Genomic DNA, 22,807 nt, shown 5'->3' with positions numbered 1-22,807 from the left:
AATTGATCGTTATGCACTTAATAGCTAAATTTACGTTATGCCCGATTCCTATATCGATATTGAATCCATCAGTGAGCTGTGTGAGCTTTATAGTGTAGGTAAACCCAAACATCCTTTAATTACGGTGATTGATAAGGCAGACCGCCAGATCAATCGCCCAAAGGAAGCCTTTACTTACCGTTTGGGTTTTTACACCATCTTTTGTAAAAAATTTACCGGTACGCTTAGATATGGACGCTCCTATTACGATTTTAGGGAAGGGTCGTTGATGTTCACAGCGCCGGGGCAGGTCATATCTAAAAGCCCCGAAATGAACATAGAAGAAGGTTGGGGATTATTCTTTCATCCGGATCTGATCAATACGGGGGCATTAGGCCGCAAAATGATGGAGTATTCCTTCTTTAATTATGAAGCAAACGAGGCATTACATGTATCGGAAGACGAAAAAATTATCTTGAACACCTGTGTCCAAAACATCCGTAAAGAATACCTGCAGAATATTGATAAGCATACTAATGGTTTGATACAGGCTAATATTGAATTGTTGCTCAACTATTGTAGCCGTTTTTACGACCGCCAGTTTTATACCCGTGAAAAAGCGAATATTGATGTTATACAGCAATTTGAAAAACTGATCAAAGATTACTTTGCTCAGGAAACACTGATAGATACCGGCTTACCTAATGTGGGTTATTTTGCCTCGAAGATGAACTTTTCGCCAAATTATTTATCTGATCTGCTGCAGCGCTTTACCGGCAAAACCACACAGGAGTACATCCATTTACAGTTGGTAGATAAGGCCAAATCGCTGTTATGGAGTACGCAAAAATCGGTGAGCGAAATAGCCTATACACTGGGCTTTGATCATCCTTCGCATTTCACCAGGCTATTCAAAAGCAAAACCGGCTATGCGCCAAGCGATTACCGGCATTTGAATTGAACATCGAAGTCTGTAAGCGAATAAAAATTAAGAGATCCGCAAGCTTGCAGCTCGCGGATCTTGTTTTTTATAAGCGCAAAAAAACATCAAGGGAAATAATTACAATTCTTCGGGAAATCCTTGTATTCCCCAGCACTGACTTAAGCGGCATCTTTGTATTGTTAAATCATTCAAACAACATTAACTCACAAAACAATGAAAAACTCAAATGTAAAGAATGTAGTGCTGGTGCACGGAGCATTCGCCGACGGTTCAGGCTTTAAAGCGCTTTATAACGAATTAACAAAAAAAGGGTATAACGTATCAGTTGTACAGAACCCTTTAACTTCATTGGAAGATGATGTTTTGGCAACACATGTGGCGCTGGACAGGATCGGCGGCCCTGCAATTCTTGCCGGTCATTCATGGGGTGGTGCGGTGATCACCGAAGCTGGTAACCACCCAAATGTTGCTGCCCTGATATACATAGCTGCATTTCAGCCCGACAATGGCGAATCAGCGTTGCAATGGTTGCAAACCGCCCCGCCAGCACCCGAAAACGGCGTATTACCTCCCGATGAAAAAGGTATTGTATACTACGACAAAGACAAATACCATGCAGGTTTTTGTGCTGATATCGACGCGGATGAAGCAGCATTTATGTATGCCTCACAGGGAGCATTTTATGCTAAAGGATTTGTAAGCCCCATTACTGATGCTGCCTGGAGGCACAAACCAGCCTACGGTTTGATTGCTACCGAAGATAAAAGCATTAACCCCGACATACAAAGAAATATGTATAGCCGGTCTAATACAAAAGTAACCGAAGTTAAAGGTAGTCACGTGATCTTTATGTCGCAGCCTGAGATTGTTGCGGGAGTTATTATAGCTGCTGCTGAAAAAGCATCAGAAGTTTAATTGGCATTTATATTGCCTTTGTTTAAACCGCATGCCGATAAAGGTATGCGGTTTTTGGTTTAATCGATACTGTTATGACTTACCTACTTATTTTTTAAGATCCGGATCACTCCAGCGGGATAGCCTGCGACTTGCAACGTATCAAAGTCAGTTTTTAAATTTGGCACAACAACTTCAAGGCTCTTTTGGTGGAGATGTAACATATGGCCATCCTGATTGATTTTTAAAGGGTTTTCATCATCATTATTCTCCAGTATCATTTTCAGCAAATGGCTGCTTTTGCTTAACTCCAAAACAGATTGCCCAATAACTGACTTTTCGCCCAGGTTTAGGATTTTCTTAGCTTCATGATTAATAAATAAGATTTCTTGTTTTTCATTGACTCCCAACACTGCGTCCGGCATTTCCTCAATCAGCATTTTTATCCGTAAGTCTGCTGCGATTATTTTAGTGAGATCAGCATTTTCCTGCTCGCCAAGATTCACAGCCATGATATTAAATGCTTCGGCTAATTGGGTAAACTCATCGCTTGTATTAAATTTAAGCCGGGTATCATAATTTTTTTTACCAACCTGATCAAGGCCATCTGCTAGTTCACGAAGTGGGTTTAGTATAAACCCAGGAAAATTGACAATTAAAATAAAAAGGATTATAAAGGTAATAAATACCATGCCCCCAAGATATAAGGTTGCCTTGCTTACTGTTGAATGGGTGTATTCATTTTTAAGCTCAATTGCATGCATGTTTAGTTCCTCGATCTTTTTCAACTGCAAACGGGCATTTCGTTCTGCTTGTTGCTTTTGATTTAAATCTGATGAGGGATCAATTAACAAAGTAAAGGCGTGTCGTAAGCTGCTGGTTGCTGTTTTTTCACCAGGTTCTGTAATATTATTTTCCTGTTTCTGAAGAGCCTGATCAAATATGCTTGACACGCTGGACGTTAATGGCAAATCATTTTCATCTAAAACCGAGCGCATATCCCGGGTAAATGTTAATGTTTTATAATTGTTTTTTAGGGTAATATTTGAAGTTTCGGATATTACTTTAATATAGTAAACAGAGATAGTACCAAAAATCAATACAACGATAAACAAAAGGCCAAATCCTAAAAGAAGCTTTTTTTTGATTTTCATGACTCTACAATGAGTTGGTTAAAACAGTATCATAATTTATTTAGAGCAGGATTGTATAGTAAAGATAATTAAAATATGCCCTCGTTGCTCAACCTTTGGAAGTTATAACCTGGTTACCCCAGCTAGCGCACGCGTGTCGCATATACATTCATCAACAAGCTTCATATAAATTAAGATCACCTACGATACCGGTGCGCCAGCTAACAAAAAGCCCGATACTGAGAAGTATCGGGCTTTTTGTTAGCTACGTGGTACGAATGATTCTTTGACAACCTGCCACCTTCCTGATAAATATTCCCAGATCAGTGTAATGAACTTTCTTCCTGACGGCCCATCCTGTTCCAGATCGCGGGTGATGATCACCATACCCATGTTTCCGTCACAAACAGCGTAATGGAACTCGGCTTTGGTGGAAAGCGGCGCTGCATTTGAATCCTTGTTTCCCTGAACAAATCCTAAAAGCTGTTCTTTGTTCATGGTATCTACTACGCCATTTTCATCAACTTTTACTATAAGCAAATTATCCGCATAAATTTGCTTTACGTACGGTACATTAAAATGTGTCGCCTCATAAATGAGCTCTTTAGTTAATTCGATTAATTGTTCGCTGTTCATATTTTTAATTTTTAGAAATTGGCATATCGTATAAGTATAAAAGCCCGATACATGACCATATCGGGCTTTTGCTTTTTGCTCTTATCGCTGATTTTCAGGCATCGCGATCCAATCAGCGTATTTAGTTTTGCCTAGGGAAACAGCATTTTCCGGCACTATAGTATCAGCATCTAACGGTGCTCCTGAATACAGGGCATGGGTATCAGATGTTACTTCGTAGCTTTTATGGGTTGCCAGTAAATATTGTTTCACCCAAACTGCCATGTCAAATTTTTCAGGCCCGCCTATTTCCAGAGTCTTATTAACAGGCTGTTGTAATGCTGTTTGAGCAATAAAGGCAGCCACATCTTTGCTCGCGATAGGCTGAATGTTGGCTGCCGGCAGTATTACTTTTCCATCGACCATACTCATTTGAACAATCCCTCCAGCAAACTCAAAAAATTGTGTTGCATGGACGATAGTATAGGGAATACCCGATGCCTTGATCATGTCTTCCTGCACTTGTTTGGCACGGAAATAACCGCTGGCTTGTAGCTTTTGAGTACCTACTACCGATAAGGCGATATGATGTTGCACGCCTGCAGCCTTTTCTGCAGGTAACAGATTTTCGTTAGCCGTTTTAAAAAAGTTCATCACAGCATCATCTGCAAAGGATGGTGAGTTGGATACATCCACTACTACCTGCGCCCCTTGCAGTACTTCTTTTAAACCTTCGCCAGTAAGGGTGTTGACACCGTTGTTGGGCGAAGCGGCAATCACCTCGTGCCCACTGTTTTGTAATTGAGTTACTGTTTGACTACCAATAAGGCCGGTACCGCCGATAACTACTATTTTCATGGTCTGTATTATTTAAGGTTAATTATATAATACAAAGATGAAGATAGCCCCGTCGGGAAAACTTAAGCTGGTTTAAGAAATATACAGGTCCTGGTAAGTCTTTAAATCTTCCAATGAAACACCCATGTAACTGGCAAAAATAGGGTCTGGGATTCTTTGGATCAATTCGGGATAAGTGTTTCTGAAATGGGAATAGAAATCTTTTTTAGATACCGTAGCAAATGTTTTTTGTTTAAATAAGGCCGCACCATAGGCGCGCTCATGAATTTTATTGAAATATAATGCCATTAAGGGAAATTGTAACAGCAGTGTTTCGTAGTTTTTCCTGCTCATATAGGTAATTTCTGAATCTTCCATCGCCGAGATTGAATAAACAGCAGGTTTACCATCCGGAAAAGTTTTATAGTCTGTTATCCACCAGTTTTCCAATGCAAAATGTATCACCTGCTTTTCTTCATTATCTTCATAAAACAAGTACAGGCAACCTTTATTAACAAAGTAAATGGTATCGCAAATTTCCTTTTCTTTCAAAAGCAGTTCCTCCTTTTTTACTTGTTTGGTTTGGAAGAATGGTGCTATTTTTTCCTGCGATACAGTAAAAGTAGGAACGAGCTTTTGAATGTGGTGGTATAGTTGTTCGGTCATATATTATTTTTTCCTTTTACCTTCTTTTTTCGCAATTCGCTCAGGTACTCCGGTGTAAAGCCTAAAAAGGAGGCTAATACTTTTTGTGGGATCCGCTGAATAAATTCCGGGTATTTAGATTGAAACAGTTCATAAAACTCATCCTTGGGCATTCTGGAGATCATCCGGATACGAAGCAATGACGCCGCGTATGCCCGCTCATATACTAATCGAAAATAATTTTCGATGACCGGGAATTTGGCCAGCAGCAATTCATAATTGGGGGCGGTAATGGTCAATACCTCGGTAGCTTCCAGCGCCTGGATCGTATATGCCGACCGCTGTCCGGTTCGAAAAGCATTCAGGTCGGTCATCCACCAATTTTCTAATGCAAATTGCAGCGTTTGCTCCGCGCCATTATAATCTGTAAAGTACAACCTAAGGCACCCTTTTACCACAAAAAAATACAACAAACAACGCTTATCTTCTTGCTGTAAAATGTCCTTTTTCTTAAATGTCTTTGTCTCAAAAAAGGATAGTATCGCGTCGCCCTCTATCCCGGGGTTGGAAGTAATTTTTTGAATATGTTGTATAAGCGGATGCATCTCTTTATGGAAAGAATATCCAAATATAAGAAACGAAGAAGAATCACAGGATTTAGGTAAAAGCAAATTCTGTTAAGAATTGTTTTGTCGTTGTTGGCGCAGAGAGGTTTTGTTATTTTTAAATTATCCGGATAGAATAAAGCCTCTCTGTATACTCACAGAGAGGCTTTATTACTTTTATATACCTGGTTATTCGTATACACTAATCATGGCCGTGGCCTTTATCCTCGTGTTTCCTATCCTTCATCTCCCTTTTCATATCCTTATCCCGTTCCTTGTACGCCTTTTTCATTTCCTTATTCTGCTGTTTATATTCTTTATCTTTTTGCTTATACCAGCCTTTGTGCTTACCATTATCCCAGTGATTGCGATATTTTTCGTCCCGGCTGTCCCTGATGATCAACTGATCATGTCGGCCTTTATAATTGGCGTACCTGGTTCTGTAAACATTGTCCCTTAACCAGGGGTCCCTGTCATTGATAACAACTTTATACCCACGATATAAATCATAATTACGATAAGTGGCGGGTAAACTGACGGTTCTGATCCACCTGCTGTTTTGATAGTAAACATACTGATGGGTTGAGACGGAATAGTAAGTGTTAATATCGGGCAGGTAATAATAATCGGCATGATCATAGCCAACCGGCCCCCATGATGGTTGACTGCCAATATTCACCCCTAAACTGACGTTGATCTGGGCGTTGCCTGTCTTAGTAAACAAACAACTAATCAGTATGACTGATGCGTAAATTAACTTTCTCATAATAAATAGTTTATAGGATTTAATTTACAACGTTACTTGTTGAAAAAAGTTTACTAAAACAGAAGGAATATTTAAATAAAAGATGACAATAGATATGTATCAAAAAATGAAGAAGCCCAATGATCCTCAATAACTTCCTACAGCAATGGGAGCTTCTTCAAAAATATCCAGCAACCTGGTTTTCCAGATCTCCAGTTCGAGGGAAAGTCCCTCCACAGATTGCCTTTCCGTTCCATAAATTACGTGGGGCTGCAGTACCGAAAACCCGGTAAATTCTAAAATGCCTCTCTGCAATGGGTGTAGTATTACGGCAAGGTTTCCATATTTCTCAGTGATATAATTCGCTTCCGGTCCACCTGTAGTAATGGAGAGCAATGCTTTTTTACCCAGAAAAACGCCGTTTTCGTAAATTCTACCATTTCCGTAAAAGCGCTCCATGGCAAATACGCGATCTACCCATCCTTTCAGAATGGCAGGTACACTAAACCACCAAAGCGGAAACTGCCAGATCATGAGGTCACACCATTCTACCTTTTGTTGTTCTTCTTCAATAAAAGCTGCAAAGCCGTTCTCCTGGCTTGCATACACCTCTTCCAGTTGTTGTTTGAAAAAGATAGGATCATTTACAGTGGTAAAATTAGTCCGGTCAGAAACAGGATTAAATTGCATGGTATACAGATCAGATACTTTTACTTCATGACCTGCACTGGTGAGTGTATCTATTGCCTTGGTAAACATGGCACTATTCATACTCTGCGGTTCGGGATGTGCGTATATAATAAGAATTTTCATATGGATGATATTGGTGTTTTCAATAAACCAGGTGCAAAATTATTCCTTAATCAGTAAGTTTGTGGATGTGCCGCTAATTGTATGAGGCACACAAAAATGTAAGTCATGAGCACTAGAAAAATTACATCCACCAATAATATCAACAGGGAAAAACTTATCGACTTCTGCGGGATGATGTACGCTGTTGACCTGTTGGGTGGGAGGTGGAAATTGATAATCCTTTATAAATTGGGAAAAGGGGCCCTGCGCTTCAGTGAACTGAAAAAAATCATCCCAGGTATTACAGACCGTATGCTGACGTTGCACCTGAAAGAACTGGAACAAAGCGGGTTAGTTGACAGGACTATTTATGCCGAAGTGCCGCCACGGGTTAATTACAGGCTTACCACGAGCGCCGAGTTACTGATACCCGTGTGGCAGCAGCTAGAGCACTGGGGCCTGGCTCATAAGGAAAGTCGGAACGAAAAAGTAGATGTTTAATTTGTTAAGCTGTAGGTATGGAACACACTCAAAATGGCTTCTTCCGATCGCGAATAAGAGCTATTTTTGCTTGTCAAGTTCAATAATAAGGTCATGTTTACCTAACAAACTTTAGCCATCCCCAAAACTTCCGTTGTTTTAGGTAGTCAATGTCAGTTTCGCGAGCGTATGCCTCGCGTTCAAAAATAATATCCAGGTAAGCTTTTTCATGATCCCGGTATTTTACCAGGTTGACTAAATAGTTGATGAGATAAAGCATGTAAAAAGGCACGATCAATAATTCCAGTTCTTGCATCAAATGGATGGTTTCGTGCCTGATAAGCTGGGTATCATTCTTTGAATCCGGATGTTTCACCAGGATAAAAGGGAAAATAGCCATACCACTTACCCTAAGAAAAGGAGCTACAATAATGATGGGGAATTTCAATTTGATAATATTGAAGATATGTAATAATTGCGAACCCCAATTATTACTTAATTGTTTTATCGCTTCATTATTTAAGTAAATATACTATCAGCGTCCGTCAACTGAATATCAAATATTTAATATCCATCCCTATCAACAGGAAATTCAATTACTTTCAGTTTTTGAACCTCACCATTAATAGGAAATGACCCAAAGGGAAATAAGTAAGACCGTTACTATTAACGCCACTGCATCAAATGTGTGGGACGCATTAACAAATCCGCAATTAATAAAGCGATGGATGCTGGACACGGAAATAAATGTGATCACTGACTGGCAAATTGGAAGCCCCATCATTTTCAGGGGGAGTTTGCACTGGACAAGTTTTGAAAACAAAGGAACCATCCTGCAATTTGAACCGGAAAAGGTTTTTCAATATAATTATTGCAGCACACTTTCCGGCCTGCCTGATGTACCCGAAAACTATATCGCAGTTGGTTTTGTGTTGAGCCCAATAGCAATTCAGGCTGAACTTACCTTAACCCTGAGTAATATCACGGATGAGGTAACCTATAAACATCTTGATTTTTACTGGACGGTAACGCTTGATGTTTTAAAAAAGCTGTGCGAACAATCTTAGCGATTTTACTTAATTGTCGTTCATGCAATCTACACCCTATAATTGTCGTGATTGCCCCCGTTTTATTTGAATATGTCGCCTTACCTTTATTTTATCAAAACAAAACAGCAATTAAAAATGGAAACAGTAAATAACACCGCAATTACAGTAGAGAGCATCGTAAATACTCCAGTAGCAAAAGTTTGGGAGTCATGGACAAAACCCGAACATATTACCCAATGGTGCCAGGCCTCAGACGACTGGCACGCACCTTATGCAGATAATGATCTGCGCCTGGGTGGAAGCTTCACAACCACTATGGCAGCCAGGGATGGCAGCTTTAGCTTTGATTTTGGAGGTGTTTACACCGCTGTGGAGGAGTATAGTCTTATTGAATATACTGTTGGTGACGGCAGAAAGGTGTCAATCGTTTTTGAAGATCTTGGTAATGCTACTAAAGTGATTGAAACCTTTGATCCGGAAAGCACAAACCCTATCGAAATGCAACGGGGAGGCTGGCAGGCTATCCTTGATAATTTTAAAAAGTATACAGAAGCTCTTGCGTAAATAAACATAACATATAGATCCTGATACTTATTCATATCAGGATCTATATTGAAATTTGTTTTTACACAGTTGCCACGATAAACAATCTCGGAAATGGCAACAATACCGAACCATCCGGGTATTGCGGGTATGCCTTAGCAATTCCTTCTTCATATTGTGCTAAAAAAGCCTTGCATTCGACATCATCAAGCGGCTCAATAAACGGGCGGAGGCCAGTTCCCTTAAACCACTCTACAATTGCTGCCGCACCACCCTGAAGCGGGTGATGATACACTGTACGCCAGATATCCAGCGTAGTAACCCTATCGCGTAGGTTACGATAATAACATTCGGCACCTTCCCTGGTCATTCGTTTTGATGCCTGATTTAATTTAGCGGTCCAGGGCCCGTTCGCGGCGGTTTCACGCATGAGGCGGTGCGCGGGTTCATCAAAGTTGTCGGGCATTTGCACTGCAAGGCAGCCTCCTTTAGTCAGTTTACTGATCAGTGCCGGGAAAAGTATTTGATGATCAGGCACCCACTGCAAAGCAGCATTAGCCAGGATAACATCATAAGGTCCCGGATCGCGCCATGTAGAAATATCGTCGACCTCAAAATGGACATCTGGCATACGTTTACGAGCCGCCTCTATCATGTTTTCAGAACTGTCCATACCCGTAACTTTAGCATTTGGGAATTGGGTACGCAGCAACTCTGTTGAATTACCAGGCCCACATCCAATATCCGCAGCGGTATTTACTTCGGTTATTGGGATATTAAAAAGCAGGTCGCGGACAGGACGGTTACGCTCGTTCTCAAATTTTGAATACTGTGCTGATGACCAACTCATATATTTTTATATTTAATATTAAACAAAATATGGATGAAAAAATTGTAACCAAGGCCCTGCTCGTTATTACCATAAGATAACGGTTGACTCCGGTATTTCTTTTAATTTTGCCTGTTCACACCCTTATATTATAATGGAACATCTGCTCGACAACCCCATCTGGAATGCCTTAATATCAGGAAACAGCGACCTGGCCCAGGGCAGCAGTGAGGTTAAATATTTTGCCGAAAACGTAGCGCCCTTTGTTGGTTTTGAAGATTATTCAGTAGCCAACTTTAATATGCTTTATGAACTGGTAAGCGATCAACGGGTTTTGGCCGTTGTTTCGGCCGAAGAAATTACCATTCCCGATCAATGGAAGGTGCTGAACCATATGAAAATATTACAGATGGTATTTGATGCCCCAATACCATCAAACCCTTTAAATCATGAACTGGTCACTTTACAGGAGCAACATATACCCGCTATGCTTGCATTAACCAAAATGACCAATCCGGGGCCCTTTTCTGAACGCACCATTGATTTTGGCAATTACAAAGGAATTTTCAGCAATGATGAATTAATTGCGATGGCAGGATATCGCACACAGCCATCACCCTATATCGAAGTTAGCGCGGTGTGTACCCATCCCAACCATCATGGCAAAGGCTATGCGGGTACGCTAATTAACTATCATATAGGTCAAATTATAGCAGCATCAGGAATTCCCTATCTCCATTCACGCACGGATAACGCAACTGCTATCAAGCTTTATCAAAAATTAGGCTTTTCGATCAGGAAAGAAATGATTTTCAATATCATCCAAAAGATTTAACAAACAAGCCCGGCATAAAATGCTGGGCTTATTTGTTTTATAATACTACCGGTTATGCCTATGTTATGAATTACCTTTGATGAGCCTTGAGATCCATACCAGTAATACAGCACCCAAAAAGGCCGTAATAAGATAACCGATACTCCCACCCCAATGGATACCAAGCCATCCTAAGATAGCACCACCAACCCATCCGCCAACCAAACCCAACAGAATATCGATAATAATTCCATAACCATCACCCTTCATCACTTTCCCTGCGAGCCAACCGGCAATACCGCCTAATAAAATTTGAAATAATAAGTGCATAATTATATGAGTTTAAGTTAAAAAATCAATAGATAATACTACCAATAGCAGATTTGATGCTACTGGTTATGCTCGTATTTAAGAGGATTGCTTTACATAGCTTTTCCAGGCTTTAAAGACACCTCTCCAAACTATCCTTAGGTTTTATATAAAGATATTTATTATCCTTCAATATTTCCAGATAAAAGTTTCCATTATTTAAAACGTTGTGGTATGTTGAAATTATGCCAAACATGCCAAATTTATTTTTGTGCTTGCAGAATATGGTTTTCTGTCTATATTTGCACTCCCAACGCGAAAGTAGCTCAGTTGGTAGAGCACGACCTTGCCAAGGTCGGGGTCGCGAGTTCGAATCTCGTCTTTCGCTCAAAGCCCTTCCTTCAAAAAGTTGGGCTTTATTTTTAAAAGGTTAATCGCCTACTCTTGTGTAATTTTACATGGAGTAAGACCTATCCGCTCAGATGGTGGAACTGGTAGACACGCAGGACTTAAAATCCTGTTCCCGTAAACGGAGTGCGGGTTCGATTCCCGCTCTGAGTACAAAAGCCCTGATACACGCCCGTATCAGGGCTTTTGTTTTTGATGGTGCGGTGATAACACCGACCATAGGCTAAAACGTTCGCAAGTATCTCGGTACTTGCGAACGTTTTTTATTATTTCATAAGGGTTAATGCTTTTAAGATCCTATTTGTTCTCTGGTGTGGTTAACAGTATCTGATAGCTAAATACCGTTGGTTTTGCATATACCAAATAAGGTTCCAGTGGTTTTGGTCCGCAACCCCAGGAGCCAACACCCAACGTTTTATGACTGATACAAAGTACCGTGCCTTTGCTTTTGGGCAGATCTATTTTGTATTCTACATTTTCCATTTCCTCATCGCTGTAAGGAAGTGCAGCTACCTGTAATAAGGAATCAACCTGTTTGATTTTTATTCCCGTTCCCTTTGCGGCCTTAACATTAGCCCAGCGCACATCTTCATGATTACCGCATTCCATAGGTTTTTCATATGGAGTCATCTGCTTAACTACGCTGCTGGAATAATGCCCCACGTCAAAACCACTTTTACGGTCGCCATAATTTTCCATTGGTCCACGGCCCAGATAATCAAACTGATCAAGGTTTTTGTTCAGGAACATGCGCACACCTATACGAGCCAGTATTAGTTTAGGATCGCTGAAGCTAACATTATTAACAACGTTGATCTCACCTTTGCCGTTAATGGTATAAACTGCCTGGTGATGAACAACAAAATCATGTTTACCGGTTCCGGTCAGGTTCACTTTAATCTCCACTACGTTTGTGGCTAATTGCGTGCTTTTTACCTCATCAGCTACCCAATTAATATCTTTTAATCCATTTTTCTGCCAGTCGCTATAAGCCCACATATCATCTTTACGATGCGGTGCACGCCATAGATGCAGCATTGGGCCGCCATTTTTCTGCAGGATACTTTCGCCGGCTTTTTCCATTTTCGAGAAAGTGCCCTTCACTTTGTCAAATTCAAGACTAAAATCGGCTCCCTTTACTTTGATCTCTTCTTTTGAATCATTTAAAGTTAATACACTTCCCTGCGATCTGTCAGCAAGCGCAGGAATGCCAATCGGCAGCTCAAACTGCTGTTCGGCAACTTCGTAGCCTTTTTTTGCCCACAATTTATCAGCAGCAAGGTCAAATGAAACTCTTAGAAAATATTCGGCCCCGGGCTTTGGGGTTACTTTAAACGGGATCTTGACGTCCTTTTCTGCTCCCGGATTAACCAGACCTACGATTAAGTTACCCGAGGATATGGTGTTGCCATCTTCACTTAGGTTCCATTTTGCAGTAAGTCCGCTAAGGTTAATAAACTGGTAACGGTTCTTAATTGTAACCAGTCCGTTTTTAAGATCTTTTGCACGGATAGTGATCCATTGATAAGCATGTTTGAGCTCGGGATAGTGCGGTTTCAGCGACCTGTCAGAAAATACCACACCTTTATGGATGAAATATTGGTCGTTCGGGTATTCACCAAAGCCTCCCCCAAAAGCCGTGATCGGGTGTTTAGGATCACGATTATTGTATACGCCCTGATCCTGCCATTCCCAGATAGCGCCACCCAATAACTGAGGGTATTTATCAAACAGGTCATTATAAATATCTACCGAACCCATAGAATTGAACATGGCATGCGCATACTCGCACAGGTAAAATGGCTTGGTAAGATTTTTATCGTTCGCATGCTTTTCCAAATTCTGAACATCGGTGTACATCTCGCTATCCATATCGGCAGGATTATTATCGCCTATACCAAAGCCCTGGTAATGTGTTGGGCGGCTGGTGTCAATGCCCTTGATAGTTTTTAATATGGCCCTGAAATTCGAACCGCCGCTGCCGCATTCGTTACCTAATGACCAGATGATCACTGAAGGGTGGTTTTTGAAATTCTCCACATTAGCTACATTGCGTTCAATAAGTGCCGCTTTGATCCTTGGTTCTTCATTAAATTCATCCCAGGCGCCATGGCTTTCCAGGTTGGCTTCGGCAACGAGATAGATGCCATATTCATCACACAGTTCGTACCAGCGGGGATCATCAGAATAATGGCAGGTACGCACATGATTACAATTGGCCTGTTTAATAAGGACGATATCCCTGATCATTTGTTCCTCGGTAACCGCGTGACCGTCATTTGGCCAGTTCTCGTGGCGGTTTACACCCTTTAATTTGATCGGAACTCCGTTTACGGTGAACAGGCGACCTTTGATCTCTATGCTGCGAAAGCCGGTACGCGAAGACAGCGTTTCTATACTGAGCCCGCCTTCCTTCAGGGTAATCACCGAAGTATAAAGTTTAGGTGTTTCAGCTGTCCATTTTTGCGGATCACTCACGTTGAACTTTACATCAACCATCACCTCTTCGCCTGGCTTTAACGAAGGAATTACTTTTTTACCAGTAGCTCCCGGAACCGGTACAGTTCCATTATACAGGGAAACATTAACCTCACGAGACTTAGTTGCAGTAGTGCCGTAATTTTTCACTTTGGTGCTTACAACAACCTCTGCATTTTTGTATTGTTTATCGAGGTTTGTTTTTATAAAGAAGTCACGAATATGTTCCTCTGGGCTGCTCCATAAAGTAACATTTCTGAATATGCCGCTAAGGCGCCACATATCCTGGTCTTCAAGATAACTTCCGGTAGTAAAACGGTAAACTTCAACAGCTAAAGTATTTTTGCCCGGCTGCAGGTATTTAGTGAGATCGAACTCAGCGGCATTCCTGCTGTTAACACTGTAACCAACCTTGCGGCCGTTGACCCAGATGAAGAAACCGGCATCCACACCATCAAAGGTGATAAAAACACGGCGGCCTTTCCAGTCGGCAGGGACAGTGAAATCACGGCGATAACTGCCAACCGGATTACGCTCTTTGTAGGCAGTATATTTTTCGGGCGGGGTGCTCATCACCCTTGGAAAATCTTTTTGAAAGATATAAGTAAAATTGCTGTAGTATGGAGTGCCATAACCTTCAATCTGCCAATTAGAAGGTACCTTGATATCCTTCCACGCGGATACATCATAACCGGGCTTATAAAATTCAACCGGGCGTTTTTGGGGCCAATCAACCCAATTGAATTTCCACAAGCCGTTCAGGCTTCGGCTAAAGGTAGATGCGTGGCGATTGGCAGCCAGGGCCTCCTTTAAAGTAGCGTACGGCATTAGGGTAGCATGATTGGCTTCTTTATTTATACCGATATTTTCGGGGTCCTCAATTTCTTTTGGCACAAAGGCAGTATCAGATTTAGATAGCCCCGTACTTTTTTGCTGCTGAAATCCGAGGCTTATTTTATAACTAAAAATAAAACTGGAGATCAGTAAAAGTTTAACAAATTGTTTTCTGGAAAAAGGGTTATTCATAAGTATTGATGTTAATTGAAATTGGTTTTACAGAATGAATGTTTGGCTATAAATAAACCCCATAGGTTGATGGGACAACCTATGGGGAGTGATTTTAAAAGGCGTTTAACTCAGCTATTTGCGTATAAGTAGCATTGTATGCGGAATTGATGATCACCTTAAAATATCGTGCGCTTTTAAACCCTCCGGGAAGGAACTGTTTCTGCAGATCCTTATTGTTTTGCAGATTAAAAGCTCCGGCATCGGTCCAGGTAACATTATCCAGGCTGGTTTGCACGTTGACGTCATTTGGTTTCCCGCCGCCATCAGACTGTCTGCCAACAAATGAAAGGCCGTGCAGTGTTTTTACTTCACCCATATCAATAGTCAGATAATGGGGAGGTCCGGGAGAGGCACCAGACCATTGGGTGTGCCAAAAGGTGGCAGTGCTGCCGTCAAGCGCAAATATGGCGCGGCCATTATCCGTCCCTTCACCGTTAGCTTCTTGTGAAGAAAAACCGATCACCTGCCAGTTGGATCTGTCATAAACGGGGTAGTCGTTAAAATCAGGTTGAGCTGTCACTAGATAGAAAGTTGTACGTAGTGTAGGGTTTAACTTTATTGTAGCGCTTGTTATACTAACCGGCAACAAATAGGTTTTGAGGGCATCCATGGCACCCGTTCCGTTCGTTTTAATGCTGATGGTTAAGGGAGAGGTACTTAGCCGACCTTTTGGAATTACAGCACTGGGAGCAGACAAAATATAGCTACCATCAGGAAGTACAGGATAACTGGTTTTATTAGCAACATTGAAGCTATCCGCTGCCGCTTTGTTAATAGCAAACGCAACTGGTATATCGGCACCGGGATAACCTTGCCCTCCGAAATTAGCACCGTATATTAAGGTTTGTGCGCTGTCCGTTATTTTCAGCGTTTTACTAATCGGATTGTTTACTGCCTGCGGCATATAAACACGGTTATAACTATCTACAGGTTGATTAGGCAGTTCCAGTTTATCCTTGCAGCCAGACAACCATGCACAGCAGCCTAAACACAGAAAGAATAGTATGATTTTGGAGATATGTTGAATTAACATGATTTTGATTTAAAGTGATCAGATTAAAAATTACCACCCGGGGTTTTGAACCATTAATTTTTCCCTGTCGAGATCGTACTGGCTCACCGGGAACCAATAAGATGCAGGTGAACGGAACAGGTGATTACTCGCCACAACCCTTTTATAAAAGCTGTTATCATCTTTGCTGATATCCATCCCATGTACATCACCCATAACCTGTGGCGCGATCTTCCAGCGCCTGATATCGAACCAGCGAATTTGCTCAAAGGCAAGCTCCACTCTCCGTTCCTGCCATATGCGGGTACGCATATCCGACTGCGCCGAAGGAACAGATAAGGAGTTGGTGCCATTGCCATATTGGGGAATACCTGCCCTGTCTCTGATCAGGTTGAGGTATTTAACAATATCCGGATTCCCGGGAGCGTATTCATTCAGAGCTTCTGCATAGTCCAGGTATATCTCTCCCAATCTGAACAAAATCTCGGGACGTTGCTGTTGCGCACCTGTGCCGCCAGAGCCTGCATTAGTTTGGGGGGCAACATTCTTTCTTACTAGATAACCCGTTTTTGTCCAGTCGGTAGGGTGGCCGTTCTTTCCGTTAGGCCCACTTGCGAAAAAAGAGATCGGTGCAGGAGCCTGCATGGTTCCGCCTTGAAAAACGCTGTTATTATAGGTTACAGAAGCGTAAAAACGGGGCTCCCTGTTGATATACATATTATAGATCTGGACACCATTAACAGTAGTAAAGCCGGTCTCTGAATAAAGTGAAGACTCTTTGATCGGCCTGCCGTCAGTCATGAAATAGGCATCTACCTGTTCCTGGGTTACGCCAATCCCATTCCATCCGCCCGCCTGCCTCGGCATAGCATTCACATCAAAATTGGGCAAACCGTTAGATTTTCTAACGAAAATCTGTTCAGTGTTCCAGGGCTGTAGAAAGATACCCTGGTATGACTTGATGGGGTCACCACCCGGATCTTTATATAATGAATACAGGCCCATATCAATAACCGCTTTTGCAGCATCGGCTGCTTTCTTCCATTTTTGTATATCATAGGACTGGTTGATCAGTAACTTTCCATCGAGGGTTTTAAAGCCTGAAAAATCTGTATTTCCATTATATAGCGGACTTGCTGCATACAGCAACAGCCTGGCCTTAAGGGCCAACGCCATTCCTATTGTGGCACGCCCGTATTGAGCATCACTTGGCTGGCCATTATTGGAAGGTATCCGGGGCAGCACCGCAGCCGCCTTATCCAGCTCACTGCTCACATAGTTTACACAGTCATCGTATGGGCTGCGCGGCAACTGCATAGCATCCGCGGTGGCATCGGCTGGGATCTCTTTTTCACCCATGAGTACCACCGGCCCATACTGACGCATCAGTAAAAAATAATAATAAGCACGAAGAAACCTGGCCTCTGCTTTATACTGATCGATCAGCTGCTGCCCGTTGAGTGCCAGGATCTCGGCATTGCCATCAATATGATTCAGGAAATAGGTGGCCGAACGGATGCCTTTGTAGTAATACCCCCAGGTATCAAAAAGAGCATTACCGGCACTGATATTGCCAATGTTTAACGCGTATATAGTATACTTGGACCAGGTAACATCTGCCTCGTCGGCGTTTCCCAGCCAGGGATTGGAGCTCCATTGGTCTGCCTCATCATCTATATAGCTATATATATTGGCAAGGTACTGTTCTGATGGGCCCTTTTTTTGAAATACCTGTTCGATAGTTTCCCGGTCATTTGGCACCTGATCCAGGTATTTTTTACAGCCTGTATTAAAAACTAACATAATGGTCAGCAAGGCTGCGCTGTATTTTAAGATCGTAGTTTTCATATCTGTTCTTTTCATAAAAGCCATTATTAAAATGTGCATTTAACCCCCATATTGTAGGTTTTTAACAGAGGATACTGTGCTCCTCTGCCATCTCCCAGTTCAACATCCCACAATTTAAAGCCACTCACCGTCCACAGGTTATAGCCGATAAAATAAACACTAAGGTGCGACATGCCTGTGTGTGTCAGCCATTTTGCGCCAGCAAAATCATAGCTTAGCTGCAGTGTTTGCAGGCGCATAAATGCTCCGTTTTTGACCCACCAGCTGCTATTTTCATAATTCATATTATCGTTACCGTAGGTAAGGCGCGGATACAACGGATGCGGATTAGGATTGGTCGGTGTCCAGCGGTCTGTGATCTGGGCCAGTAGATTACCTCTTTCGCCGCCTTGGCTGAAAGGCTGAAGCCCATCACCATTCAGAGATATATCTACATTGCTGATTCCCTTGAACCATCCCGCAATAGCAAACCCTTTCCAACTGATGGTGGGACCAAAGCCATAAACAATTTCGGGAATACTTCCATAGCCAATCGGACCCTGATCATAGGAGTTTATTTTACCGTCACCATTCAGATCCTTGTATTTGATATCTCCTGCTTTATTAGTGCCAGTCTGGTAAGGGCTGTTGGCCACATCGGCATCGCTGGTAAATAAGCCTAACGCAGTGTAACCAAACCGCTGTCCAAATTTACGGCCGATCCGCTGTTGCCATGGATATGGCCAGGGCGCATTGGCGTCATTGATCACAATGGCCCGGTTCCAGGTGAAATTCCCTCTTAAACCCAACTGCCAATCTGCGCCTATTTTTTTATTCAATTCCAGGGTCGCATCAAGCCCGCGGTTATGGATCTCTCCAAGATTGGCGTAAGGTAAAGTACCTATTCCCACGTAATTTGGTACATCTCCACGCTGACGATAGATACCAGTCCGGTTCTCCTGAAATACATCTGCTGTTAATGAGATGAGGTTATCCAGCATCTTGATCTCCAACCCCAGATTTTGTTTTTTCGCTTTTTCCCAGGTTACACTAACCGCATAGTCACCAATATCGAGTCCGTTGATACTTTGATCCACACCATTCTGACCATAAGAATAGTTACCGTTACCCCCTCCTACTGTAGAAATGTAAGCGAAGCGGCGGCCGCCAATATTACTGTTTCCAACAACGCCGTACGAATATCTTAGTTTGACGAACTGAAAGGTTTTAGCGAGTGGTTTAAAGAAAGGCTCTTCGGATAGCACCCAGCCACCACCGAATGACGGAAAGAATCCAAATCGATGATTTGGTGCAAATGTTTCGGAGCCATTGTAGCCAAAATTAGCTTCTGCCAGATAGCGGTTGTTGTAAGCATAGGTAACACGACCGGCCAAACCCATATATCGGTAAGGTATGGAGCTGATAAAGTCATTGGCGAACGCGTCTTCCTTATCAGATTGATTAAAGAGAATCAATCCGCTGACACTGTTCTTACCAAATGAATTGGCGTAGTTAATAGCCGCCTCGGTGTAAAACTGACGTGTGCCTCCATTTGATCTGCTGTAACCCAAAAAGCTGGTTCCGATAGCTGTCTTATCCAGAATTAAATTACCCTTGACATCACGACCGGATGCCAGATAGCCATCAACACTTTTGGTTCGGCTGATAATATGGGCATTGTAGTTGTCAAAAGAGAACATACCCGTTGCGGAAAGCCCTTTCAATATAGCCCCAAGGTCCTGTGTAACACGAATATTGCTCCAAAGTTGACTTTTAAACTCACTTACATAACCACTTTGAGTTAACAGGTTATAAGGGTTGTTTATATCACCGGTTCTGATCTGAGAATGCAGGCCGTTGGAATACACCGGAGGGATCACAATTGGCGGGAGCAGATAAGCCGAACTCCAGATCGCGTCAACCGAGTTCCCGGGGTAATTACCATTGCTGATCCATCCGGCAGCGCCAAACTCAACCTTGGTGGTTTTGGTCACCTTTAAAGTAAGGTTGGAGGTAAAATTATACCGGTTAAATTTGATAGCGGAATTATAGCTTGCTAATTGATCTGTTTTATACAAGCCATTCTCATCATAATATCCAACAGAAAGATAGTATTGTGCATTCTCTGATCCGCCATTGGCATTAACTCTTGCTCTACGGTTTTGTCCGAACTTATTGAACAGGACTTTAAACCAGTCCACATTGGGATAAAGGTCGGGATCAACACCGCTGGCTGTTTTCTGTATCCTGTCCTGGGAATATTTCGGATTAGGGTCATTGGGGTTACTATTGTGGTAGGCTTCATTGGCCATCTGCATATAAGTTATCCCGTTCGCAAACTCTGGGATCTTAGTGAATTGAGTAATCCCCTGGTCGTACTGCGCATTGATAGTCGGTTTCCCAACCCTGCCTTTTTTAGTTTGTATCAGGATAACGCCATTGGCGCCGCGCACTCCGTAAACCGCGGTCGCTGATGCATCTTTTAGGATACTGAAACTGGCAATATCCTCAGGGTCCACATTAGAAAAATCACGCTCGATCCCATCTACAAGCACAAGAGGGCCACTGTTGGTAAAAGTAGAAATACCCCGGATGTATATTTCGGCACCGTCGTAGCCTGGCTGCCCGCTGCGCTGCACACCGATAACACCCGCCACACGTCCTGCTATAACATCAGTTAAATTAGCAACCGGCTGTTTCAGCTCCTCTGCATTTACGGTGCTTATGGCACCAATCAGACTCACTTTTTTCTGCTGACCATACCCTACCACCACAACATCATTCAGGCCGGTGGCTACCTCTTTCATGACGACATTTATCTCTTTATTATTATTTACAGGCACTTCTTCGGTGCTGTACCCAATGAAGCTAAATACCAGGGTACCATTTCCGTCGGGCAGTTTGATAGAATAAGTACCATCCTTCCGGGTTGAAACACTAATGTTTCCATCCTTTAATTTTACGGTCACCCCGGGTATTGACATACCTTTCTGATCTGTAACCTTACCACTTACTACGATGGGCAGTATCTGGAAAGGAACAGGGTCCGGCGGATTTTCTTTAACCACTTTTCTTTTGATCAGGATCATGTTCTGAATGATCTCATAACTTATCGGCTGCTTGGCAAAACATAGGTCAAGTACTTTGGATAGTGGCTGGTTTACCACGTTGATACTGACCGGATTTGACTCGTTTAGAATTTTGTTATCATACACGAACTCTACGCCGCTCTGCTTATGCAGCTGTTTAAAAATGCTTAACAGAGAAGCATCTTTGACCTTCAGACTGACGTTCTGCGCATAACTTGCAGCGCTTACCTGGAGTAACCCAGCCAGCAAAAAAACAAATGTGAGTTTCATTATCAACAAAATTTTTGATAGGACAAGGGAATCCCCTTTGCACGGGAATGCAATAGAAAATTTATACATTTGGTTAAGGTTAGTAAATAATTGGTTTACGAATAATCGGTTATTAATCCTTAATGCCGTAAGGCAAAGACCCGGAGCACTTCGACCTGCTCCTGGTCTTATTTAGAACTAAGAAAATTGAAGTGAAGTAGGTGTTAAGCCATGACGATCACCCTCCTTCCCTGAATTTTAAAATGAGCTGCACCTGTGGATTCAAGTGCCTTCAATACAGTATTGATATCTTTGTATCTGGAAATGGTACCGCCAAGCTTGCTTTGCCCTGGCTTGTCCTGATACACCACCTCTATATTATACCATCTGGCAATCTTCGGCATAATGCTTTGTATGTTTTCATTGTCAAATACAAAAAAGCCTTCTTTCCAGGAAACAGCATCCTCTGTATTTACTTTACTAACCGCGAAGTCGGTACGTTGATGGCTGAATACACCCTGTTCACCAGGAACCAGTAATGTCTTTCCCTTTGCGGATTGCAGTTTGACCGATCCTTCAAGCAACGTGGTTTTTATCTCCGTTTCATCAGGATAGCCCAGTACGTTGAAATGAGTTCCCAGTACCTGTACATCTACGCCGTTAACAGACACTTTAAAAGGCATGTTTTTATTTTTGGCTACCTCAAAGTAGGCTTCACCGGAAAGGACTACACGCCGCTCTTTACCAGCGAAAGCGACCGGGTATTTCAACGACGATGCTGAATTAAGCCATACCTTAGTCCCATCGGATAATATTGTCTGGAATATGCCGCCTTTGGGAATGACAAGCGAGTTGCTATCGGCCGTAATAGCAGGATTGCCATGATCGCGCTGGTTAGCAGAATAAGTTATTATGCTATCACTGACTTTACTGATCTTTATAGTTGCTGAATTGGAAATCTCGCCGTTCTTTAACCCCTGAAGCATGATAGATACCCCGCTGGCTAATTTCAGATAGGCCTGGTTACTTCCGGGATGAATATCGTTGCGCTGTCTATTGGCTTTAGCGCTCTGATCCATTTGCTGCCTTTCTGAAAAATAATACCAGGAAATCAGACCTGCTGCTACCACCAACAGAATGGACGCAGCGTATCCCAGCCAGCCATACCTCCGGTGATTTGTTCTGATTAGAGGCTCCTGATAATCAGTATCTGATTCTATCCTGAAAACGATCGCCTTCCTGATCTCATCTTCGTCACCTAATGAATTTTCCCACTGATTATCCATCAGTTTTATTTCGGTATAGTACGTCTCTAAAAGCTTCTTTTCTTCGTCGGAGCATTTTCCGGAAAGGAACTTTTCATAAAGTGAAATAAAATCTTGCTTAGACATACATTGGCTTATATAACTATAGTACTCGGTTCTTTAAAAAACACACATACTTTTTTTATTTATTTAAAATGCC

The 22,807-nt window shown here is 42.3% G+C and carries 21 protein-coding genes and 2 tRNA genes; 8 read left to right on the top strand and 15 right to left on the bottom strand.

Going from position 1 to position 22,807, the window contains the following annotated elements; genetic code table 11:
• Window positions 1-37: 37 nt before the first annotated feature.
• Together AC57BQ_RS02635 and AC57BQ_RS02630 are read left to right on the top strand one after the other, a co-directional pair.
• Window positions 38-940, top strand: a complete 903-nt coding sequence (locus AC57BQ_RS02635) for a helix-turn-helix domain-containing protein (protein WP_496404798.1) — start codon at window positions 38-40, stop codon at window positions 938-940.
• A gap of 195 nt (window positions 941-1,135) precedes the next feature.
• Window positions 1,136-1,837 (top strand): alpha/beta hydrolase, encoded by a 702-nt coding sequence (locus AC57BQ_RS02630; RefSeq protein ID WP_496404797.1) that lies wholly within the window; start codon window positions 1,136-1,138, stop codon window positions 1,835-1,837.
• Window positions 1,838-1,920: 83 nt separating this feature from the next.
• Here the strand turns inward: AC57BQ_RS02630 and AC57BQ_RS02625 are convergent, their stop codons facing one another.
• From AC57BQ_RS02625 to AC57BQ_RS02595, 7 genes are all read right to left on the bottom strand, one after another.
• Window positions 1,921-2,970 carry a HAMP domain-containing protein gene (locus AC57BQ_RS02625; RefSeq protein WP_496404796.1) on the bottom strand — a complete coding sequence of 350 codons (1,050 nt, stop codon included), beginning with the start codon at window positions 2,968-2,970 and terminating at the stop codon, window positions 1,921-1,923.
• A gap of 240 nt (window positions 2,971-3,210) precedes the next feature.
• On the bottom strand, window positions 3,211-3,585 hold the full coding sequence (locus AC57BQ_RS02620; protein WP_496404795.1) for a hypothetical protein: 375 nt from the start codon (window positions 3,583-3,585) through the stop codon (window positions 3,211-3,213).
• Between the two features lie 81 nt (window positions 3,586-3,666).
• Complete coding sequence (locus AC57BQ_RS02615; RefSeq protein WP_496404794.1) at window positions 3,667-4,422, bottom strand: SDR family oxidoreductase; 756 nt, start codon at window positions 4,420-4,422, stop codon at window positions 3,667-3,669.
• A gap of 72 nt (window positions 4,423-4,494) precedes the next feature.
• On the bottom strand, window positions 4,495-5,067 hold the full coding sequence (locus AC57BQ_RS02610) for a Crp/Fnr family transcriptional regulator (protein ID WP_496404793.1): 573 nt from the start codon (window positions 5,065-5,067) through the stop codon (window positions 4,495-4,497).
• Window positions 5,064-5,651, bottom strand: a complete 588-nt coding sequence (locus tag AC57BQ_RS02605) for a Crp/Fnr family transcriptional regulator (RefSeq protein ID WP_496404792.1) — start codon at window positions 5,649-5,651, stop codon at window positions 5,064-5,066. The genes AC57BQ_RS02610 and AC57BQ_RS02605 overlap by 4 nt, the downstream gene beginning before the upstream one ends.
• Before the next feature lie 202 nt (window positions 5,652-5,853).
• Window positions 5,854-6,417 carry a hypothetical protein gene (locus AC57BQ_RS02600; protein ID WP_496404791.1) on the bottom strand — a complete coding sequence of 188 codons (564 nt, stop codon included), beginning with the start codon at window positions 6,415-6,417 and terminating at the stop codon, window positions 5,854-5,856.
• 126 nt (window positions 6,418-6,543) lie between these two features.
• Complete coding sequence (locus AC57BQ_RS02595) at window positions 6,544-7,209, bottom strand: NAD(P)H-dependent oxidoreductase (RefSeq protein ID WP_496404790.1); 666 nt, start codon at window positions 7,207-7,209, stop codon at window positions 6,544-6,546.
• Window positions 7,210-7,314: 105 nt separating this feature from the next.
• Between AC57BQ_RS02595 and AC57BQ_RS02590 the strand changes: the two genes are divergently transcribed.
• On the top strand, window positions 7,315-7,689 hold the full coding sequence (locus AC57BQ_RS02590; protein ID WP_496404789.1) for a winged helix-turn-helix transcriptional regulator: 375 nt from the start codon (window positions 7,315-7,317) through the stop codon (window positions 7,687-7,689).
• Window positions 7,690-7,786: 97 nt separating this feature from the next.
• On the opposite strand, the gene AC57BQ_RS02585 is transcribed toward AC57BQ_RS02590, so the two are convergent.
• Window positions 7,787-8,116, bottom strand: coding sequence for a hypothetical protein (locus tag AC57BQ_RS02585; protein WP_496404788.1), 330 nt, complete (start codon window positions 8,114-8,116; stop codon window positions 7,787-7,789).
• 184 nt (window positions 8,117-8,300) lie between these two features.
• Here AC57BQ_RS02585 and AC57BQ_RS02580 point away from each other — a divergent pair, with 184 nt between their 5' ends.
• Both AC57BQ_RS02580 and AC57BQ_RS02575 read left to right on the top strand, forming a co-directional pair.
• Entirely contained in the window at window positions 8,301-8,735 is a 435-nt protein-coding gene (locus AC57BQ_RS02580; RefSeq protein ID WP_496404787.1) for an SRPBCC family protein, read from the top strand.
• A gap of 117 nt (window positions 8,736-8,852) precedes the next feature.
• Complete coding sequence (locus AC57BQ_RS02575; protein ID WP_496404786.1) at window positions 8,853-9,281, top strand: SRPBCC family protein; 429 nt, start codon at window positions 8,853-8,855, stop codon at window positions 9,279-9,281.
• A gap of 61 nt (window positions 9,282-9,342) precedes the next feature.
• On the opposite strand, the gene tam is transcribed toward AC57BQ_RS02575, so the two are convergent.
• Entirely contained in the window at window positions 9,343-10,110 is a 768-nt protein-coding gene (gene tam, locus AC57BQ_RS02570) for a trans-aconitate 2-methyltransferase (protein ID WP_496404785.1), read from the bottom strand.
• A 133-nt stretch (window positions 10,111-10,243) separates the two neighbouring features.
• Between tam and AC57BQ_RS02565 the strand changes: the two genes are divergently transcribed.
• Entirely contained in the window at window positions 10,244-10,924 is a 681-nt protein-coding gene (locus AC57BQ_RS02565; protein ID WP_496404784.1) for a GNAT family N-acetyltransferase, read from the top strand.
• A gap of 63 nt (window positions 10,925-10,987) precedes the next feature.
• On the opposite strand, the gene AC57BQ_RS02560 is transcribed toward AC57BQ_RS02565, so the two are convergent.
• Window positions 10,988-11,233 (bottom strand): GlsB/YeaQ/YmgE family stress response membrane protein, encoded by a 246-nt coding sequence (locus AC57BQ_RS02560; protein ID WP_370998825.1) that lies wholly within the window; start codon window positions 11,231-11,233, stop codon window positions 10,988-10,990.
• Window positions 11,234-11,527: 294 nt separating this feature from the next.
• Between AC57BQ_RS02560 and AC57BQ_RS02555 the strand changes: the two genes are divergently transcribed.
• Together AC57BQ_RS02555 and AC57BQ_RS02550 are read left to right on the top strand one after the other, a co-directional pair.
• A tRNA-Gly gene (locus AC57BQ_RS02555) sits at window positions 11,528-11,600 on the top strand.
• Window positions 11,601-11,688: 88 nt separating this feature from the next.
• Window positions 11,689-11,773: transfer RNA gene (locus AC57BQ_RS02550), tRNA-Leu, on the top strand.
• 144 nt (window positions 11,774-11,917) lie between these two features.
• Here AC57BQ_RS02550 and AC57BQ_RS02545 read toward each other — a convergent pair.
• From AC57BQ_RS02545 to AC57BQ_RS02525, 5 genes are all read right to left on the bottom strand, one after another.
• Window positions 11,918-15,124 (bottom strand): glycoside hydrolase family 2 TIM barrel-domain containing protein, encoded by a 3,207-nt coding sequence (locus AC57BQ_RS02545; protein WP_496404783.1) that lies wholly within the window; start codon window positions 15,122-15,124, stop codon window positions 11,918-11,920.
• 94 nt (window positions 15,125-15,218) lie between these two features.
• Complete coding sequence (locus tag AC57BQ_RS02540) at window positions 15,219-16,199, bottom strand: discoidin domain-containing protein (protein ID WP_496404782.1); 981 nt, start codon at window positions 16,197-16,199, stop codon at window positions 15,219-15,221.
• A 30-nt stretch (window positions 16,200-16,229) separates the two neighbouring features.
• Window positions 16,230-18,041, bottom strand: coding sequence for a RagB/SusD family nutrient uptake outer membrane protein (locus tag AC57BQ_RS02535; RefSeq protein ID WP_496404781.1), 1,812 nt, complete (start codon window positions 18,039-18,041; stop codon window positions 16,230-16,232).
• A gap of 11 nt (window positions 18,042-18,052) precedes the next feature.
• On the bottom strand, window positions 18,053-21,364 hold the full coding sequence (locus AC57BQ_RS02530) for a TonB-dependent receptor (protein ID WP_496404780.1): 3,312 nt from the start codon (window positions 21,362-21,364) through the stop codon (window positions 18,053-18,055).
• A 203-nt stretch (window positions 21,365-21,567) separates the two neighbouring features.
• The gene (locus AC57BQ_RS02525; protein WP_496404779.1) at window positions 21,568-22,734 is read right to left on the bottom strand and encodes a FecR family protein; all 1,167 of its coding nucleotides are present in this window, start codon (window positions 22,732-22,734) and stop codon (window positions 21,568-21,570) included.
• Window positions 22,735-22,807: the final 73 nt, after the last annotated feature.

The organism is Mucilaginibacter sp. BGA-UO-ETr-C110 (genome assembly GCF_059567985.1).
Note: the sequence above shows the minus strand (reverse complement) of the source record. Positions and strands in the feature narration are given on the sequence as shown.